The organism is Janthinobacterium sp. GW822-FHT07H11 (assembly GCF_058798615.1).
This window is the reverse complement of sequence record NZ_CM179507.1, coordinates 1,699,347-1,715,379: the sequence shown is the minus strand read 5'-3', so window position 1 is coordinate 1,715,379 and position 16,033 is coordinate 1,699,347. Positions and strand designations below refer to the sequence as shown.

Here is a 16,033-nt window from a genome sequence, read left to right as displayed (position 1 = left end):
ATACCAGAGCACTACCAGTTGCTACATTTTTTTTATAACGTTGTTTGAATCACACAGACCACTTCGAAAGAATCCTGCTGTTACCCGTATGACAGCCCGCCATACCAGACGGTAAAACGCAAAAATTGCTGGCTTGATAATTGAAATTGGTTTTACAACGGCCTTTTTTGGTATTATCCAGCGACACAAAAACAGATACAGAGCGCGTCTGCAACGCGCCGTAACGGAGACCCTCAGCGTATGACAACCCTGGCTCACATCATGCAAGGCCTGGGGCAGACGAGTAGCCTGCCCCTGTACCAGCAACTGCAACGCGCGCTGCGCGAAGCGATCGACAAACGCATCCTGGGTCCGGACGAAGCCCTGCCGGCCGAACGCCAGCTGGCCAGCGACCTGGCCGTCTCGCGCATCACCGTGCGCAAGGCCATCGATGGCCTGGTCAATGAAGGCTTGCTGGTGCGCCGCCCCGGTTCGGGCAATTTCATCAATACCCGTATCGAAAAGAACTTCGCCAAGCTGACCTCGTTTTCCGAGGACATGCGCGCGCGCGGCCGCACGCCGCGCAGCGTCTGGCTCAAGCGCTCGGAAGGGACGGTCACGCCGGAAGAGGCATTGCGCCTGCGGCTGTCGCCCGGCGCGCCCGTGTATCGATTTCACCGCATCCGCTACGCCGACGAAGTACCGATGTGCCTGGAATACGCTACCATCGTAGCCAGTTGCCTGCCGTCGCTGGAAGCCGTCGATATTTCCATGTATGACGCGCTGGAACAGGCGGGCAACCGCCCCGTGCGCGCGCTGCAGCGCCTGAGCGCGCTGCTGCTGACTGGCGATCAGGCCAGCCTGCTGCAAGCGGAGGAAGGCGATGCGGGCCTGTCGGTGGAGCGCCTGGGCTTTTTGCGCGATGGCCGCGCGGTGGAATTCTGCCGCTCGTATTTCCGCGGCGACATGTATGATTTTGTGGCGGAATTGAGTACCAATTAACCGCGGGCAGGCGGCAGAGCACGGACGCCAGCTATGTTGATCGGCCCGCATGACGAGCATACGACATGAAACAACCTGCCCTGCCACCGTGCGACCATCCGCTGGTCGAACTGCGCCCGCTGCGCCCGGACGATGTCGCGGACTGGTACGCCTACCTGCGCGAACCGGAAGTGATACGCCACACCAGCTGGAATTTGCGCGACATCAATGACTTGTACGTGCTCTACAACGGCTACCAGGACGATGCGCCCGACACCCCGCTGCGCTTCGCCATCGCGGAGCGGGCCACGGGACGCCTGGTGGGCACGCTGGGCTTCAACCACCTGTCCATGCAGCACCGCCAGGCGGAACTGGCCTACGACCTGGCGCCCGCCTGGTGGGGCCGCGGCATCGCCACCGCCCTGTGCCAGGCCGCCTGCGACTGGGCGCTGCGCACCCAGCGCTGGGTGCGCGTGCAGGCCGTCGTGCTCGACACGAACGCGGCCTCCGTGCGGGTGCTGGAAAAGGCGGGATTCGAGCGCGAAGGCTGGCTGCGCTCCTACCGCGTGGTACGCGGCACGCCGGGCGATTTCTTCATGTACGCGCGCGTGGCGCACGCCGCCGTCCTGTAGGCGCCGCGCCTGCCAGGCAGGCAATGGCGGCCGGCTATTTGCGGGCCCGCTTTTCATGCGCGAGCTGCCCGCTGCTGATGCGGGCCAGCTCCGCCATTTCGGCGGCAAGGAAGGCCAGCAGGTCGTCGATGCTGACGATGCCGCTCAAGCCGCCCAGGCTATTGACCACGGGCAAGCGGCGGATGCCGTTGACGCGCATGCGTTCGATGATGTCATACACGTCTTCGTCTTCGGCGGCCGTCAGCAATTGTTCGCTCATGATATCGCCCACCAGCAGGCTGGCCGGGTCGAGGCCGAGGGCGATGACGGAAATGACGATATCGCGGTCGGTGAGGATGCCGACGGGCACGCGTTCGCCGTTCGGCTGTTCGGCCACGATCAGGTCGCCCACGTGGTGCTGGCGCATCAGCAGCGCCGCCTGCTGTACGCTCATGTCACGCTGGCAATGGATGGTGTGCAGGGTGCAGATATCGCCGATACGCATGTCGCCACTCCAAGTCTGCGGGAGTGTCCACGCTACGCCAGCCCGCAGGAGCGGGCTTGAGGCAACTCAATGAAACAAGTCTTACTTTTCTTCGGGCGGTGGCAGGAAGCAGGCTTCGACGATCTGCAGGTCGTTATCCTTGGCAAATTCGCGCACGAAGTGAAACGCCATCGGTTCGATCTGCCGCAGCTTGGTATTGACCACCACCGACTTGACGCCGTTGACCACGGTCGGGCGCACGTAGGGCGAATACTGCAGGTGCGCATTGCGCCCGCCGCCTTCGGGATTGAAACAGGACATCACTCCGCAAAGGCGCTCGGCCCAATCGCTGGGTCGGAATTGCTTGCCATTGCTGGTGAGACCTAGGATGAAGAACTCGTCTGAGAGTTCCCCTGTTTTTTGAGATAACTCGGCCATGTGGCTTGTCGGGACTGGATTGCGTGAATGGCCCCGGCGGGTAAGCCGGGCTGGTAGTCAACTACGTTTGCTGCGGTAAGCCAGTATTATATCTTATAGAAGACTTGGGTTCTACCTCGATCTGCCCTGCAGGAACAGACAGGGGCCGCCGCGGATCCCGCGCCAGCCCCCATTTTACCCTTGTTCAGCGCGCAAGGCGCATGGACAGGCGCTGTGCGCCAGCCCGGCCAGTCGCATCAGCCGAGCCAGACGGCGCCCGACAGCAGCAAGAGCAGCAGCATCCACAGCAGCAGCGCGCGCCACACCAGGCCCACCGTGCTCTGCAAAGCGCGCGCGCCCGGCTCCTCGCCGGGCAGGATGTCCGTTTCGCTGTCGCTGTCATCGACGGCCATGTCGGGCGTGACGACCACGCGGGCCGCCGTTTCCGCCGGCGTGCCCAGGCGCACGCCCATGGCGCCGCCGCCCGCCGTCAGGATGATGCCGATCGCCTCATCCTGCCAGCGCTGGGCGAAATTGCGCCAGGCGTAGATGGCATCCTCGAAATTGCCGACCACGGCAAAGGCGACGGCCGTCAGGCGCACGGGGATCCAGTCGATCCAATAGAAGGCGCGCGCGGCGAACTGGCCGAACGCCTCGTTGCGCATGTGTTCCGGTTCATTCCAGGCGCGCGCCAGGTATTCGGCCACGCGGTACATCACGGCACAGGCCGGGCCGAGCGGCATGAGGAACCAGAAGAACACGCCAAAGACATTGCGATGCGTGGTGATCAGGGCTTTTTCCACGGCGATGCGCGAAATTTCACTCGCCTCCATGCCCACCGTATCGATCTTGGTCCATTCGCCCAGCAAGGTGCGCGCGGAGGCCTCGTCGCCGGCGCTCAGGGCCAGCTGGATGGACGTGAAGTAATGGCTGTAATGGCGGAAGCCCAGGGTCAGGTAGACGATGAGGATATTCCAGGCAAAGGCCACCAGGGGCAGCTGGTAATGCTGCAGGAGCCAGTACACGCCTGCCGTCGGCACCATCAGCCCGCCGATCATGAGGAACCAGCCCATGCGGCCATGGCTGGCGTGGCCGGCATTGAACCAGGTCTCCATGCGCATCGCCAGGCTCTTGATCTCGGCGTAGATCGGATTGTCCGCGCGCAAAGGTTTGAGCTGTTCGATCAGTAATGCGCAAAGTATGGAGAGAAATGTCATCAAACGTCCTTTTTGTCTTTTTCAGCAATACCGCAATGCCCGCTACGATAGCGCAGTGCAGTGCTGGAATCAAACTTATTACGTGCAAGGCAGCATTTTACGCGCGCAAGAGGTGAAACAGATTGCGCAGCATGCCGGCGGTGGCGCCCCAGATGTAGAAGCGCTCATAGGGCATGGCGTAGAACGAGCGGCGTCCGCCCGGCAATTCCACCGACAGGCGCTGGTGGTTGAGGCCATCCATGAGGAAGGCCAGCGGCACTTCGAAGATTTCCGCCACCTCGGACGGGTCGGCGCGCAGTTCGAACGGCGGCGTCACCAGGCCCACCACGGGCGTGACCCGGTAGCCGGTGCCCGTCAGGTAATCGGGCAGGCGGCCCAGCACTTCGACATGCTCGCGCGCCAGGCCCACCTCTTCTTCCGTTTCGCGCAGGGCCGTGGCCACGGGCGACACGTCGAACGGCTCGCTGCGCCCGCCGGGAAAGCTGACCTGGCCCGCATGGCTGCTCAGGTGGTCCGTGCGCATGGTCAGCAGGATGGTCAAGCCATCCGGCCGCTGCACCAGGGGAATGAGCACGGCGGCGCGCACGGGCACGGCGCGGGCGGAGAGGAAATCCTGGGTAATCTCGGGCTGCCAGTCGGGCTGCTCGGCCAGGCGCCGGCGCAGCCAGTCCGGCGTCAGGCGCACGGCGTCCAGCGCCGCCTCGCCGGCGATCGAATCGATGGCGAGCTGCTTGGGATCAAATGCGATAGTGGCCATTGCCCCTCCCTCATGATTAACATCATCTGGCAACAGCGTCGCGAGCGCAAGGAAGAGGTGGCCGGGATGCGCAACCGTACTCCAGTACGGGGGCATCGCAGGCTACCCATGCCGACGCGCAGCAGCTTGGGCCAGCTGTCACCATAAAAAAAGGGCACCCTGAGGCGCCCTTTCTTTCCAACGCAGACGCTGATATTACGCGCTTGCTTTCGCCGCAACGCGACGGTTTGGCAATTTTTCTTTGATACGCGCCGATTTACCCGAACGCTCACGCAGATAGTACAGCTTGGCGCGGCGAACATCACCACGGCGTTTCACTTCGATCGAAGCGATCAGCGGCGAGTACAGCTGGAACGTACGCTCGACGCCTTCGCCGGACGAGATCTTGCGAACGATGAAGTTCGAGTTCAGGCCACGGTTACGACGGGAGATAACGACGCCTTCGTAAGCCTGGGCGCGCTTGCGCGTGCCTTCGACCACGTTGACGCTGACGATAACGGTATCGCCTGGTGCGAAATCAGGAATGGTCTTACCCAGACGGGCAATTTCTTCCTGCTCTAATTGTTGAATCAAGTCCATTTTATAACTCCGAAAACCATCATGCCGGCGCACTGTGGATAGCGTGCTATCCGCCCGGTAGAGGATGGGTATTACCAATTTGGGCAACATGCCCGGCACTGCAAAGCCACCCTGCCTGCCGTCCGGAGACGGCTTACAGGCTGGCCAGGAATTTTTCGTCGGTCTTGCTGAGCAAGCCGGCGGCGCGCGCACTGAGCAGCAGGTCAGGCCGCTTTGTCGCGGTCGCTTCCAGCATGCGCTGGCGGCGCCACTTGACGATCTCGGCATGATTACCACCCATCAAGACGGGCGGCACGGCCATGCCTTCATACATTTCCGGTCGCGTATAGTGCGGCGAATCGAGCAAGCCATTGACGAAGCTGTCCTCGATGGCCGACGCCTCGGTGTTCAGGACACCGGGCAGCAGGCGGATCACCGCGTCCATCAGCGCCATGGCGGGCAGCTCGCCGCCCGACAAAACGAAGTCGCCGACGCTGATTTCCTCGTCGACGCAACGGTCCAGCAAACGCTGGTCCACGGCTTCATAGCGGCCGCACAGGATGACGAGACCAGGCTCGGCTTTCAACTGCGTGACACGCGCGTGCGTCAGCGGACGGCCTTGCGGCGACATGAACACCACGCGCGGCGGGGCCAGTCCCAATTCGGTCTGGCGTTGCTTCGCGGCATGAATTGTCGCTTCGAGGGGACGCGCCATCATCACCATGCCGGGGCCGCCGCCATACGGGCGGTCATCCACGGTGCGGTGATTGTCGGTCGTGAAATCACGGGGATTCCACAAGGACAAGCCACATTTCCCCTGCTCGAAGGCACGCCGGGTCACACCCGACTGCGTCAGCGCGGCAAACATTTCCGGGAACAGGGTCACGACATCAAATTGCATCGCTCGCCCTCCTGAAAACATTGCCTGGCGCAAAGTTATGCGCAGGCGGTTTAATAATCGAGGCCCCAGTCGACCGTGATCTTGTTGGCAGCCTTGTCAACATTGATGACAAACTGGCCAACAAACGGGATCAGGCGCTCAGGCGCCTTTTCAACGGTCTCATCGGCAGTGGCGACGGGCGTAATGCGCAAGATCGACTGCGGACCATTGCTCATCATGTCGTGCACTGTGCCGAGGCACTCGCCTTGCAAATTCTCGACTGTCAGTCCGATCAGGTCGGACCAATAGAATTCATCGGCCGTCAGCGTCGGGAAATGGCTACGCGGAATTTGCACAGAGACGCCTTTCAGCGCTTCTGCGGCATCCCGCCCGACCACACCCACCAGCTGGGCCACGACGTCGCCGCCGTGTAACTTCGCCTGCCTGACTTGAACGTCATGCAAGGTCGGTTTATCAAACCACCAGGTCTTGACGCTTAATAATGCATCCGCGTCGTCGGAGAAAGGAGTGATCCTGACTCCGCCAGCAATGCCATAAGCACCGGAGACATAGCCTACCTGTACCAGGTCATCGGGGATTTTCACCCCGGATGCAGTCTTGACCGTCAAACCAGTGATCTAATTAAGCTGCTGCTTTGTTGTTGCTGGCAACCAGGCGAGCAACGGTTGGCGACAATTGTGCGCCAACGCCTTGCCAGTAGGCCAGACGGTCTGCGGTGATACGCAGTGGAACTTCGCCACCTTGCGCCATCGGGTTGTAAAAACCGATACGCTCAATGAAGCGACCATCGCGGCGATTGCGCGAATCAGTAGCGACGATGTTGAAGAACGGGCGCTTCTTGGCGCCTCCACGAGCTAAACGAATAACGACCATAATATTTCCAAAAAGTGTGCTGAGGCGGAAAAAGCCGCAAATTATAGCGCGCTTTACCGCCAGGCAGCAAGCGTTATGATGACGGGCGTGTAATTTGGGCTAATCAAACATTATGACCAGACATCGCCGAAGACGCAATAGGCGTCTGCGCCTATCGTGCCGGCCATGGCTTGAAATCACGCGAAATCATTGCATAAACGCCACAGGAAAGTGCTATCGTTGTGCGAGACAATGGCCGATACTGGCAATCTTTACCGATGAGCAACTCTGGAGTCCCATGACCACCGCCACCATTTTGCAACAGTCGCACAAGAACAAGGCCTTCACATCCTTGCTGGCCTTCCTGCTGGGCATGCTGGGCGCGCACCGCTTCTACCTGCACGGCGCCAAAGACCGCTGGGGCTGGCTACACCTGGCCGCCCTGCCCGCCAGCCTGGCCCTGCGCCAGGCCTTTCCCGACGCCGACTGGTTTTACCAGATCCTGCCGCTGACCCTGTCCGCGCTGGCCGGCTTCCTCGAAGCGCTGGTGCTGGGCTTGATGCCGGACGACAAGTGGGATGCCCGCTACAACGCCGCATCAAGCCAGCGGTCGGACACGGGCTGGCCGCTGGCCGTGGTGCTGGTCGCTACCTTGATGCTGGGCGCAGGCGTGCTGATCGCCACCATGGCACGCCTGTTCGACCTGCTGTACACGGGCGGCGCCTACGGTTAATTTCCATATGGAAATGACATCACATGCCGCGCGCCGCGCGCACATGTAAGTGTTGGTAAGCAATCATGATTTTCCTCTATACTGCATACACAATGCCGGCATGACTGGCACATTCAACACCCACAGGAGAAGATCATGATTCGTCGCCCATACCTCATCGCAGTGGCCATTACCGCCCTGTTCAGCACCTCCGCCTTCGCGCAAAACCTGTCGCCGAAGGCGCAATACGCCTACGACACGAAGCAGGCCAACACACGCTATGCGGACGACAAGAAGTTGTGCGCAGAAGAAAGCAGCTCGAAAGCCCGCATGCAATGCCTGCGCGACGCCAAGGGCGAATACGACCAGGCCATCATCAACGCCAAGGCCGCGCAAAAGGCCGGCAATTCCTACGCCGGCCAGAACAGCAAGCCGGCACAGCAGAAAATCTGCGCCGACTGCGGCAAGGTGCTGGCAGTCAACGTCACTGAAAAAGCGGGCGAAGGCGGCGCGCTGGGCATGATAGGCGGCGGCGTGGCCGGCGCCCTGCTGGGCCGCCAGGTGGGCGGCGGACGCGGCAAGGACCTGGCCACCCTGGCCGGCGCCGCCGGCGGCGCGTATGCCGGCAAGCAAGTCGAAGGCCACATGAAGAACGCCAAGACCTGGACCGTCACCGTGCAATACGAAACGGGCGCCAAGGCCGATTTCGCGTTTGACCAGGACCCAGGCCTGGCGGCTGGCGATCTGGTTCGCAATTCGGGCAACGGCATCGCCCGCCGGTAAAAATGCAGGGAAAGCGTCCATGGCGGCGTTGCCCGAGTCTGGCCGACATTGCCGTACTAAGGTGCTGTCTGCGACAAGGCGCCTTGCCCTGAACGCTTTCCCAAGCATTCTTGACAGAAATAAAAAAGCGCTGGAGAGTGATCTCCAGCGCTTTTTTTCCATTCAGCCAGCTTGCGCTGGCCAAGTTTCAACTTAAAACTGCTCTTCCGACAGCGCCATCACGCCGGCGCTGCCGTCGATGATGGTGGCGCGCAGTCCTGGCGCCTGCGACAGGATGTGGTCGGCAAAGAAGCGGGCCGTGGCGATCTTCGCCTTGTAGAACGCCGCGTCGCCGCTGCCCTCGCCCAGCTTTTGCTGCGCCACGATGGCCGCGCGCGCCATTTGCCAGCCGCCCAGCACGATGCCGGCCAGTTTCAAATAGGGCACGCTGCCCGCGAAAACGGCCTTGATGTCCGTCTTCATGTTCGCCACCACATACTCGACGACGGCTTCCAGCGCAGCGCTGCCTTCGGCCAGGTGGCGCTGCATGGCCTGGAAATCGGCGCCGGTCAGCTCGCCCAGCAGGGCTTCCGTGGCGCGCACCTGGGCGATGATGGCCTTGGCTACGGCACCGCCGTCGCGCACCGTCTTGCGGCCCACGAGGTCGTTGGCCTGGATGGCCGTCGTGCCTTCGTAGATCGTCAGGATCTTGGCGTCGCGGTAATGCTGGGCGGCGCCAGTTTCCTCAATGAAACCCATGCCGCCATGCACCTGCACGCCGTCGCGCGTGACGTCCTGCGACATTTCCGTGGACCACCCCTTGATCACGGGCACCAGATATTCATACGTCGCCAGGCTTTCCGCGCGCACCCCGGCGTCCGGATGGTGGTGCGCCACGTCGCTGATGGCCGCGCCCACATAGGCCAGCGCGCGCGCCGCCTCCGTCTGCGAGCGCATCGACATCAGCATGCGGCGCACGTCCGGGTGGTGGATGATGGAGACCGGGCCAGGCGAGCCCGCCAGGTCGCGCGACTGCACGCGGTCCTTGGCGAACGCCACGGCTTGCTGGTAGGCGCGCTCGGCCAGGCCGATGCCCTGCAAGCCCACGCCGAAGCGGGCCGCGTTCATCATGATGAACATGTATTCGAGGCCGCGGTTTTCCTCGCCCACCAGGGTGCCGATGGCGCCGCCGTGGTCGCCGAACTGCAATACGGCCGTCGGGCTGGCCTTGATGCCCAGCTTGTGTTCGATGGACACGCAATGGGCGTCGTTGCGCGCACCGAGGCTGCCGTCCGCATTGACGAGGAATTTCGGCACGATGAACAGCGAAATGCCTTTCACCCCGGCCGGTGCATCCGGCGTGCGGGCCAGCACCAGGTGGACGATGTTTTCCGCCATGTCGTGCTCGCCGTAGGTGATGAAGATCTTCGTGCCGAAGACTTTATAGGTGCCGTCATCCTGCGGCACGGCGCGCGTGCGCACGGCGGCCAGGTCGGAGCCGGCCTGCGGCTCCGTCAGGTTCATGGTGCCGGTCCACTTGCCCGACACCAGGTTTTCCAGGTAGACCGCCTTTTGCGCGTCGCTGCCGGCCGTCAGCAGCGCTTCGATGGCGCCGTCCGACAGCAGGGCGACCAGGGCGAACGAGATGCTGGCCGAATTGAGCATTTCGATGCAGGGCGTCGCCAGCAGCTTGGGCAAGCCCTGGCCGCCGAACTCGGTCGGATGCTGCACGCCCTGCCAGCCCGCTTCGCCGTAGGCCTTGAAGGCTTCCTTGAAGCCCTTCGAGGTCGTCACTTGCCCGTCGTGCCAGAAGCTAGGCTCCTTGTCGCTGGGGCCGTTCAGGGGGGCCACCACGCCACCGCAGAACTTGGCGTTTTCTTCCAGCACGGCTTCGGCCGTATCGGGCGTGGCGTCTTCGCAGCCAGGCAAAGTGTGGATTTCGGCCAGGCCGGCCAGTTCGTTCATCACGAACAACATGTCTTTCAGCGGGGCTTGATAGCTCATCTATTTCTCCAAGAAAAAAGCCACGCGCGGCTCGCCGTGTGGGGCGGGCCGGCGTGGCTTTGTCAGTAACAAAACCGGAAGGGGTGTGACTTAACCCAGTTCTTTGACCAGTTGCGGCACGATCTCGAACAGATCGCCCACGATACCGTAGTCGGCCACGGCAAAGATCGGCGCTTCCGGATCCTTGTTGATGGCGACGATGGTCTTCGAGTCTTTCATGCCGGCCAGATGCTGGATCGCGCCCGAGATGCCGACGGCGATGTACAGCGATGGCGCGACGATCTTGCCCGTCTGGCCCACTTGCCAGTCGTTCGGCACGAAGCCGGCGTCGACGGCGGCGCGCGAAGCACCCATGGCGGCGCCCAGCTTGTCGGCCAGCGGCTCGAGGATGTGGAAGTTCTCGGCCGAACCCATGCCACGACCGCCCGACACGATGATTTTCGCGGCGGTCAGTTCAGGACGGTCGGACTTGGCCAGTTCGCGGCCCACGAAGGCCGATTTGCCATTGTCGGCGACGGCGGCGACGGTTTCGGTGGCAGCCGAACCGCCGGTGGCGGCAGCGGCGTCGAAACCGGTGGTGCGCACGGTGATGACCTTGATCTTGTCGCCAGATTGCACGGTGGCAATGGCGTTACCGGCGTAGATCGGGCGCTCGAAGGTGTCAGGCGAGTCAACCTTGGTGATTTCCGAGATTTGCGCCACGTCCAGCTTGGCGGCCACGCGCGGCAGGATGTTCTTGCCGTAGGCGGTGGCTGGCGCCAGGATGTGGCTGTAGTTGCCGGCGATGGCCAGCACTTGCTCGGCCACGTTCTCGGCCAGGCCGTCGGCAAAGTATGGCGCGTCGGCGACGATGACTTTCGTCACGCCGGCGATTTGCGTGGCGGCAGCGGCGGCAGCCGAGGCGTTCGAACCTGCGACCAGTACGTGCACGTCGCCGCCGCACTGGGCAGCCGCGGTCACGGTGTGGTGGGTGCTGCCCTTTAAGGTAGCGTTGTCGTGTTCAGCAATAACTAATGCGACCATGATGTGTCCTGTAATTGTTCTGGATAAACGGCGAGGCCGCGCTTAGATGACTTTGGCTTCGGTACGCAGCTTGGCGACCAGCGTGGCCACGTCTGCTACCTTGATGCCGGCCGAGCGCTTGGCTGGCTCGACGACTTTCAGGGTCTTCAGGCGTGGCGCGACGTCGACGCCCAGGTCTTCCGGCTTGACGGTCTCGAGCGGCTTTTTCTTCGCCTTCATGATGTTCGGCAAGGTCACATAGCGTGGCTCGTTCAGACGCAGGTCGGTGGTGATGATTGCTGGCAAGGTCAATGCCAGGGTTTCCAGGCCGCCGTCGACTTCGCGCGTGACGGTGACTTTGCCGTCTTCCAGCACGACTTTCGAGGCGAACGTGGCTTGCGGCCAACCCAGCAGGGCAGCGAGCATCTGGCCGGTCTGGTTGCTGTCGTCATCGATCGCCTGCTTGCCCAGGATGATCAGTTGCGGCTGTTCTTTCTCGGCCAGGGATTTCACCAGCTTGGCCACGGCCAGCGGTTCCAGTTCGGTCGTCGTTTCCACCAGGATGCCGCGGTCGGCGCCGATGGCCATGGCCGTGCGCAGGGTTTCCTGGCACTGCGTCACGCCGCAGGAGATGGCGACCACTTCGGTGACCTTGCCGGCTTCCTTCAGGCGCATCGCCTCTTCCAGCGCGATCTCATCGAAAGGGTTCATCGACATTTTGACGTTGGCGGTATCGACGCCAGTGCCGTCGCTCTTGACGCGGACTTTGACGTTATAGTCGACCACGCGTTTGACGGGTACCAAGACTTTCATAGCTATGCCTTTGGGAAATTATAAAAATGACGGATCAAGTGCTGATTGTGACTTCGATTATAAGAGAAATTTGAATCCTGAACCGAATTTAAGCACGATCGTGCGATTTTTTGTTAGAGCAATCCATCTAAATTGTCAGCTTGCCAGGATTTCAGGGGACTCTGCCGCTACGCTGCAGGGCAGCAAAATGGCGCAAAAGTGACGCACGCGGCAAGGTATCAGGCAGGCCGCGCCACGGCGGCCCAGGCCGGCAGAATTACTTGCGTTGCATCAGAAAGACAAACTCGGTGCCCATCTGCACATGCGACAGCAGGGCATTGCCCGTTTGCTTGGCGAAAGCCTGGAAGTCGCGCACGGAACCGGGATCGGTTGCCATGATGCGCAGCACTTCCCCGCTCTGCAGCTCTGACAAAGCCTTTTTCGCCTTCAGAATCGGCAAGGGGCAATTCAAGCCCCGCGCATCGAGTTCTTTGTGAAATTCCATAATCTCGGTATCAAGTAGTGTGTCGCTCATCATCAATATCCCACCATTGTTTTGTTGTACTGATTTTCGACATACTACTCTAAATCAGGGGCATTGACGCGCTGCACCAAAATAGTTCATCGGCTGTTGTGGTGTCACAACGAGATTCCACACGGCAAAACGGCCCGCAAACACCGTCTGCGGGCCGTTTTCAAGGGCTGGTGGGGCGAAAACCCCGCATGCCTGCTAGCTTACGCCTTATTTGGCGCGTTCGCCGACCCAGGCCGGCACGCCGGCCAGGGCGTTCGCCAGGCCGCTGGCATCGGTGCCGCCAGCCTGCGCCATATCGGGGCGTCCGCCGCCTTTTCCGCCCACTTGCTGTGCAACGAAGTTCACCAGCTCGCCCGCCTTGACCTTGGAAGTCGCGTCCGCCGTCACGCCGGCGATCAGGCTGACCTTGCCGTCGGCCACGCTGGCCAGCACGATGGCGGCCGTTTTCAGCTTGTCCTTCAGCTTGTCCATGGTTTCGCGCAGACGGGCCACGTCGGCGCCATCGAGCACGGCGGCCAGCACCTTGATGCCGTTGACATCGACGGCTTGCGTGACCAGCTCATCGCCCTGGCCCGAGGCCAGTTTCGATTTCAGCGCGGCCAGTTCCTTCTCCAGCGCCTTCACATGGTCCTGCACCTGGCCGATGCGGGCCGTCAATTCTTCCGGCTGCGCCTTCAGGGCGTTGGCCGCTTCGACGAGGCGGCGGTTGATGGTTTGCACCAGCGCCAGCGCGCCCTCGCCCGTCACCGCTTCCACGCGGCGGATGCCGGCGGCCACGCCGCTTTCGCCGATGATCTTGAACAGGCCGATGTCGCCCGTGCGCTGCACGTGGACGCCGCCGCACAGCTCTTTCGAGCTGCCGATATCGAGCACGCGCACTTCGTCGCCGTATTTCTCGCCGAACAGGGCCATCGCGCCATGCTTGACGGCATCGTCAAACGACATCAAATGGGCTTGCGTGGCGCGGTTTTCCAGGATCTCTTTATTGACAATGGTTTCCACGGCGGCGATCTGCTCGGCCGTCATCGGCGCATGGTGGCTGAAGTCGAAACGGGTCTTGTCCGGATCGACCAGCGAACCCTTTTGCGCCACGTGGCTGCCCAGCACTTCGCGCAAGGCCTTGTGCATCAGGTGCGTGGCCGAGTGGTTGCGGATGGTGCGCGCGCGCTTGGCCGTGTCGACTTCGGCCGAGACGGCGTCGCCCACCTTCAATACGCCCGATTCGAGCACGCCGTGGTGGCCGAACACATCGGCCTGGATTTTCAGGGTGTCGCTGACGGCAAAGCTGCCGGCGCCCGAGGCGATCACGCCCTGGTCGCCCACCTGGCCGCCCGATTCCGCGTAGAACGGCGTGGTGTCGAGCACGACGATGCCCGTGTCACCGGCCTTGAGTTCAGCTACCTGCGTGCCGGCCGCGTACAGCGCGACGACCTTGCTGCTGAACGTCAATTGATCGTAGCCGACGAATTTGTTTTTCTCGCCCGTGTACTCGACCTTGCTGTCCTTGTGTGTCTTGCCGCCCTTGCGCGACAGTTCCTGGCTTTCCTTCAGGGCTGCGTCGTAGCCCACCTGGTCGAAACTGATGTCGCGTTCGCGGCAGATGTCGGCCGTCAGGTCCGGCGGGAAGCCGTAGGTTTCGTACAAGGTAAAAGCGGTGGCGCCGTCGATGCCCGTGGCATCCTTGGCCAGCTGCGCTTCCAACACTTTCATGCCCGTTTCCAGCGTTTCGCCGAAACGCTCTTCCTCGGCTTTCAGCATGTTGGCGACGTTGTCTTTCGCTTCTTCCAGCTCCGGATAGGCGCCGCCCATCTCGATGGCCAGATCGGCCACCAGTTTGTAGAAGAACGGTTTCGTCTGGCCCAGCTTGTGGCCATGGCGCAAGGCGCGGCGGATGATGCGGCGCAATACATAGGCGCGGCCTTCGCTGCCGGGAATGATGCCGTCAACGATCATGAAGGCGGCGGCGCGGATATGGTCGGCGATCACGCGCAGCGACTTGTTTTCCAGGTCCGTGGCGCCCGTTTCGCGCGCGGCAGCCTTGATCAGGTGCTGGAACAGGTCGATTTCATAGTTCGAATGCACGTGCTGCAGCACGGCGGCCAGGCGCTCCATGCCCATGCCCGTGTCGACGCACGGCTTCGGCAGCTTGTGCATGACACCCGCTTCGTCGCGGTTGAACTGCATGAACACCAGGTTCCAGATTTCAATGAAGCGGTCACCGTCTTCGTCAGGCGAGCCCGGCGGGCCACCAGGAATGTCGGCGCCGTGGTCATAGAAGATTTCCGTGCACGGACCGCATGGGCCCGTGTCCGCCATCTGCCAGAAATTGTCGGACGCGTAGCGCGCACCCTTGTTGTCGCCGATGCGGATGATGCGCTCGACAGGCACGCCGATTTCCTTGGCCCAGATGTCGTACGCTTCGTCATCTTCGATGTACACGGTGACGGTCAGCTTGTCGGCCGGCAAGCCATATACCTTGGTCAGCAGTTCCCACGCGTATTGAATTGCATCGCGCTTGAAATAGTCGCCGAAGCTGAAGTTGCCCAGCATTTCAAAGAAAGTATGGTGGCGCGCCGTGTAGCCGACGTTTTCCAGGTCATTGTGCTTGCCGCCGGCGCGCACGCAGCGCTGCACCGAGGTGGCGCGCGTGTACGGACGGCTGTCCGTGCCCGTAAACACGTCCTTGAATTGCACCATGCCGCTGTTGGTCAACAGCAAGGTCGGATCGTTGCCTGGCACCAGGGAACTGGAACGGACGATGGAATGGCCCTTGGACTCGAAAAACTTGAGGAATTTGTCGCGGATTTCAGTTGATTTCATGTTTTTTTGGCAAAAGATGGCGGCAGCTTTAAAGGATTGATTATACGTGATATGGCTGCCCGGAATTATCACGGGCCAGGGCATGCGCGCTGAAATGTTGCGCGAATGAACAGCCTGCCGTCAGCCTGGCTCGGGATGGCTGGCGCAGGCGTGCGGCGCCGGCACGGCAGCCGCCTCGGCCCCAGCGACGGCCACATTGCAGTCGGCGCAGCGGCCGTACAGGGTCAGCTCGTGGCGCTCGACGACAAAGCCTTGCGGCGCCATGCGCTTCAAGTCACCGGGGCAATCATGCACGTCGAATACGCGCTGGCAACTGGTGCACTGGAAATGATGGTGGTGGTGGTTGGCGGCCGTGTTCGACTCATAGCGCGGGTTTTCACCCGGCAAGGTCACCACATGCACCTTTTCTTCCAGCACCAGCGATTTCAGATTGCGGTAAACGGTGGCGATGCCCAGCTGCGTCACCTGCAAGCTGGCCTGTTCGAGGATTTCCTGCGCCGACAGGGGGCGCTGGGCCGACTCGATGGCGGCTTGAATGGCGGTTTTTTGGCGTGTTGTGCGTTCCATAGCCGACAGAATACACCATCCGTCTGTATCTACCGCCCGGAAAAACTGTCACACAGTAATGATAATGGGTTATCATTATCAA

Annotated in this window: 18 protein-coding genes; 4 read left to right on the top strand and 14 right to left on the bottom strand. The window is 61.8% G+C overall.

Translation table 11 applies throughout. The annotated features are described in order from the left end of the window. Positions 1 to 240: 240 nt before the first annotated feature. Both AC3RCJ_RS07605 and AC3RCJ_RS07600 read left to right on the top strand, forming a co-directional pair. Entirely contained in the window at positions 241 to 981 is a 741-nt protein-coding gene (locus AC3RCJ_RS07605) for a GntR family transcriptional regulator (RefSeq protein ID WP_492960467.1), read from the top strand. Between the two features lie 65 nt (positions 982 to 1,046). Beyond that, on the top strand, positions 1,047 to 1,592 hold the full coding sequence (locus AC3RCJ_RS07600; protein ID WP_492960465.1) for a GNAT family N-acetyltransferase: 546 nt from the start codon (positions 1,047 to 1,049) through the stop codon (positions 1,590 to 1,592). Between the two features lie 34 nt (positions 1,593 to 1,626). On the opposite strand, the gene AC3RCJ_RS07595 is transcribed toward AC3RCJ_RS07600, so the two are convergent. The 8 genes from AC3RCJ_RS07595 to rpsP all read right to left on the bottom strand — a co-directional run bounded on the left by AC3RCJ_RS07595 (position 1,627) and on the right by rpsP (position 6,778). After that, positions 1,627 to 2,076, bottom strand: coding sequence for a CBS domain-containing protein (locus AC3RCJ_RS07595; RefSeq protein WP_492960463.1), 450 nt, complete (start codon positions 2,074 to 2,076; stop codon positions 1,627 to 1,629). A gap of 81 nt (positions 2,077 to 2,157) precedes the next feature. Then, entirely contained in the window at positions 2,158 to 2,493 is a 336-nt protein-coding gene (locus AC3RCJ_RS07590) for a DUF3579 domain-containing protein (RefSeq protein ID WP_492960461.1), read from the bottom strand. A gap of 236 nt (positions 2,494 to 2,729) precedes the next feature. Next, positions 2,730 to 3,689 (bottom strand): CobD/CbiB family protein, encoded by a 960-nt coding sequence (locus tag AC3RCJ_RS07585; protein WP_492960459.1) that lies wholly within the window; start codon positions 3,687 to 3,689, stop codon positions 2,730 to 2,732. A 97-nt stretch (positions 3,690 to 3,786) separates the two neighbouring features. Further along, positions 3,787 to 4,446: a CoA pyrophosphatase gene (locus tag AC3RCJ_RS07580; RefSeq protein WP_492960457.1), complete on the bottom strand. Its 660-nt coding sequence runs from the start codon at positions 4,444 to 4,446 to the stop codon at positions 3,787 to 3,789. Positions 4,447 to 4,641: 195 nt separating this feature from the next. Next, positions 4,642 to 5,025: a 50S ribosomal protein L19 gene (rplS, locus tag AC3RCJ_RS07575; protein WP_492960455.1), complete on the bottom strand. Its 384-nt coding sequence runs from the start codon at positions 5,023 to 5,025 to the stop codon at positions 4,642 to 4,644. Positions 5,026 to 5,158: 133 nt separating this feature from the next. Continuing rightward, positions 5,159 to 5,905 carry a tRNA (guanosine(37)-N1)-methyltransferase TrmD gene (gene trmD, locus AC3RCJ_RS07570; protein ID WP_492960453.1) on the bottom strand — a complete coding sequence of 249 codons (747 nt, stop codon included), beginning with the start codon at positions 5,903 to 5,905 and terminating at the stop codon, positions 5,159 to 5,161. A gap of 50 nt (positions 5,906 to 5,955) precedes the next feature. Beyond that, positions 5,956 to 6,513: a ribosome maturation factor RimM gene (gene rimM, locus AC3RCJ_RS07565; protein ID WP_492960451.1), complete on the bottom strand. Its 558-nt coding sequence runs from the start codon at positions 6,511 to 6,513 to the stop codon at positions 5,956 to 5,958. A 13-nt stretch (positions 6,514 to 6,526) separates the two neighbouring features. Further along, positions 6,527 to 6,778 carry a 30S ribosomal protein S16 gene (gene rpsP, locus AC3RCJ_RS07560; protein ID WP_010395524.1) on the bottom strand — a complete coding sequence of 84 codons (252 nt, stop codon included), beginning with the start codon at positions 6,776 to 6,778 and terminating at the stop codon, positions 6,527 to 6,529. A 277-nt stretch (positions 6,779 to 7,055) separates the two neighbouring features. On the opposite strand from rpsP, the gene AC3RCJ_RS07555 reads away from it, so the two are divergent. Next, a complete protein-coding gene (locus tag AC3RCJ_RS07555; protein ID WP_492960448.1) occupies positions 7,056 to 7,490 on the top strand; it encodes an NINE protein in 435 nt (144 codons plus the stop codon). 135 nt (positions 7,491 to 7,625) lie between these two features. Continuing rightward, positions 7,626 to 8,252, top strand: coding sequence for a glycine zipper 2TM domain-containing protein (locus AC3RCJ_RS07550; protein WP_492960446.1), 627 nt, complete (start codon positions 7,626 to 7,628; stop codon positions 8,250 to 8,252). Between the two features lie 192 nt (positions 8,253 to 8,444). Here AC3RCJ_RS07550 and AC3RCJ_RS07545 read toward each other — a convergent pair whose 3' ends face one another. From AC3RCJ_RS07545 to AC3RCJ_RS07520, 6 genes are all read right to left on the bottom strand, one after another. Beyond that, positions 8,445 to 10,235, bottom strand: a complete 1,791-nt coding sequence (locus AC3RCJ_RS07545; RefSeq protein ID WP_492960444.1) for an acyl-CoA dehydrogenase — start codon at positions 10,233 to 10,235, stop codon at positions 8,445 to 8,447. A gap of 90 nt (positions 10,236 to 10,325) precedes the next feature. Further along, positions 10,326 to 11,258, bottom strand: a complete 933-nt coding sequence (locus tag AC3RCJ_RS07540) for an electron transfer flavoprotein subunit alpha/FixB family protein (protein ID WP_492960442.1) — start codon at positions 11,256 to 11,258, stop codon at positions 10,326 to 10,328. Positions 11,259 to 11,300: 42 nt separating this feature from the next. Then, positions 11,301 to 12,050 (bottom strand): electron transfer flavoprotein subunit beta/FixA family protein, encoded by a 750-nt coding sequence (locus tag AC3RCJ_RS07535; protein ID WP_076567298.1) that lies wholly within the window; start codon positions 12,048 to 12,050, stop codon positions 11,301 to 11,303. A gap of 256 nt (positions 12,051 to 12,306) precedes the next feature. Further along, complete coding sequence (locus tag AC3RCJ_RS07530) at positions 12,307 to 12,564, bottom strand: sulfurtransferase TusA family protein (RefSeq protein WP_492960495.1); 258 nt, start codon at positions 12,562 to 12,564, stop codon at positions 12,307 to 12,309. A gap of 207 nt (positions 12,565 to 12,771) precedes the next feature. After that, entirely contained in the window at positions 12,772 to 15,384 is a 2,613-nt protein-coding gene (alaS, locus tag AC3RCJ_RS07525; protein WP_492960439.1) for an alanine--tRNA ligase, read from the bottom strand. 120 nt (positions 15,385 to 15,504) lie between these two features. Continuing rightward, positions 15,505 to 15,951, bottom strand: coding sequence for a Fur family transcriptional regulator (locus AC3RCJ_RS07520; RefSeq protein WP_492960437.1), 447 nt, complete (start codon positions 15,949 to 15,951; stop codon positions 15,505 to 15,507). Positions 15,952 to 16,033: the final 82 nt, after the last annotated feature.

Bases quoted from the DNA above. Each gene is read 5' to 3' on its own strand.
- AC3RCJ_RS07600 (WP_492960465.1), top strand. From the start codon at position 1,047: ATGAAACAACCTGCCCTGCCACCGTGCGACCATCCGCTGGTCGAACTG.
- alaS (WP_492960439.1), bottom strand. From the start codon at position 15,384: ATGAAATCAACTGAAATCCGCGACAAATTCCTCAAGTTTTTCGAGTCC.
- AC3RCJ_RS07545 (WP_492960444.1), bottom strand. From the start codon at position 10,235: ATGAGCTATCAAGCCCCGCTGAAAGACATGTTGTTCGTGATGAACGAA.
- rpsP (WP_010395524.1), bottom strand. From the start codon at position 6,778: ATGGTCGTTATTCGTTTAGCTCGTGGAGGCGCCAAGAAGCGCCCGTTC.
- trmD (WP_492960453.1), bottom strand. From the start codon at position 5,905: ATGCAATTTGATGTCGTGACCCTGTTCCCGGAAATGTTTGCCGCGCTG.
- AC3RCJ_RS07585 (WP_492960459.1), bottom strand. From the start codon at position 3,689: ATGACATTTCTCTCCATACTTTGCGCATTACTGATCGAACAGCTCAAA.
- AC3RCJ_RS07550 (WP_492960446.1), top strand. From the start codon at position 7,626: ATGATTCGTCGCCCATACCTCATCGCAGTGGCCATTACCGCCCTGTTC.
- AC3RCJ_RS07520 (WP_492960437.1), bottom strand. From the start codon at position 15,951: ATGGAACGCACAACACGCCAAAAAACCGCCATTCAAGCCGCCATCGAG.
- AC3RCJ_RS07580 (WP_492960457.1), bottom strand. From the start codon at position 4,446: ATGGCCACTATCGCATTTGATCCCAAGCAGCTCGCCATCGATTCGATC.
- AC3RCJ_RS07535 (WP_076567298.1), bottom strand. From the start codon at position 12,050: ATGAAAGTCTTGGTACCCGTCAAACGCGTGGTCGACTATAACGTCAAA.
- AC3RCJ_RS07595 (WP_492960463.1), bottom strand. From the start codon at position 2,076: ATGCGTATCGGCGATATCTGCACCCTGCACACCATCCATTGCCAGCGT.
- AC3RCJ_RS07605 (WP_492960467.1), top strand. From the start codon at position 241: ATGACAACCCTGGCTCACATCATGCAAGGCCTGGGGCAGACGAGTAGC.
- AC3RCJ_RS07530 (WP_492960495.1), bottom strand. From the start codon at position 12,564: ATGAGCGACACACTACTTGATACCGAGATTATGGAATTTCACAAAGAA.
- AC3RCJ_RS07540 (WP_492960442.1), bottom strand. From the start codon at position 11,258: ATGGTCGCATTAGTTATTGCTGAACACGACAACGCTACCTTAAAGGGC.
- rplS (WP_492960455.1), bottom strand. From the start codon at position 5,025: ATGGACTTGATTCAACAATTAGAGCAGGAAGAAATTGCCCGTCTGGGT.
- AC3RCJ_RS07555 (WP_492960448.1), top strand. From the start codon at position 7,056: ATGACCACCGCCACCATTTTGCAACAGTCGCACAAGAACAAGGCCTTC.
- AC3RCJ_RS07590 (WP_492960461.1), bottom strand. From the start codon at position 2,493: ATGGCCGAGTTATCTCAAAAAACAGGGGAACTCTCAGACGAGTTCTTC.